Source organism: Variovorax sp. 01T439_2 (assembly GCF_056398445.1).
The window spans coordinates 1-1,222 of record NZ_JBFTPJ010001280.1 but is presented as its reverse complement, the minus strand read 5'-3'; the positions used below and the strand labels follow the sequence as shown (position 1 = coordinate 1,222).

Genomic DNA, 1,222 nt, shown 5'->3' with positions numbered 1-1,222 from the left:
GGTTTGCGCTTTCAAGAGGCAGGAAAAACCGGCTCCGAGAGCCCGAGAAATCCCGTGAATGCCGTGAGAGATAGAGGAATATCCGAATGAGTGCAGAAGAGAACAAGCCCGAAGTACCCCACACCGAGCCGGTCTACACGCCCGAGATCGAGAGTGCGGYACCGATCGAGATCACGCCCGCCGACACCAGCTACGGCGAAGGCTCGATCACGATCCTCGAAGGGCTCGAGGCGGTGCGCAAGCGCCCCGGCATGTACATCGGCGACACCTCCGACGGCACGGGCCTGCACCACCTGGTGTTCGAGGTGGTCGACAACTCCATCGACGAGGCACTGGCCGGGCACTGCGACGACATCGTCGTCACCATCCACACCGACAACTCGATCTCCGTCACCGACAACGGCCGCGGCATTCCCACGGGCGTGAAGATGGACGACAAGCACGAGCCCAAGCGCTCGGCCTCCGAAATCGCGCTCACCGAGCTGCACGCGGGCGGCAAGTTCAACCAGAACAGCTACAAGGTGTCGGGCGGCCTGCACGGCGTGGGCGTGAGCTGCGTGAACGCGCTGAGCGTGATGCTGCGCCTGGTGGTGCGGCGCGAAGGCAAGATCCACGAGCTCGAATTCAGCCGCGGCTTCGTGCAGAACCGCCTGATCGAGACCGTGAACGGCGTCGAGGTGTCGCCGATGCGGATCATCGGGGAGACCGACAAGCGCGGCACCGAAGTCCACTTCCTGCCCGACACCGAGATCTTCAAGGAGAACGCCGATTTCCACTACGAAATCCTCTCCAAGCGGCTGCGCGAGCTGAGCTTTTTGAACAACGGCGTGCGCATCCGCCTGAAGGACGAGCGCAGCGGCAAGGAAGACGACTTCTCGGGCGCCGGCGGCGTCAAGGGCTTTGTCGACTTCATCAACAAGGGCAAGACCGTCTTGCACCCCAACGTGTTCTACGCAATGGGCGAGAAGCCGGCCGACACCTACGGCGGCATCCCGGGCACGCACATCGGCGTCGAGGTGGCGATGCAGTGGAACAGCGGCTACAACGAGCAGGTGCTGTGCTTCACCAACAACATCCCGCAGCGTGACGGCGGCACCCATCTCACGGGCCTGCGCGCCGCGATGACCCGCGTCATCAACAAGTACATCGAAGAAAACGAGTTCGCCAAGAAGGCCAAGGTCGAAGTCACCGGCGACGACATGCGCGAAGGCCTGTGCTGCGT

General features: G+C 63.1%; 1 protein-coding gene. It reads left to right on the top strand.

Annotated elements, in window-relative coordinates; all coding sequences use genetic code 11:
- Window positions 1-86: 86 nt before the first annotated feature.
- Window positions 87-1,222: ATP-binding protein (locus AC1DOC_RS34275; protein ID WP_478131651.1), on the top strand; the 1,136-nt coding region annotated here is incomplete at its 3' end.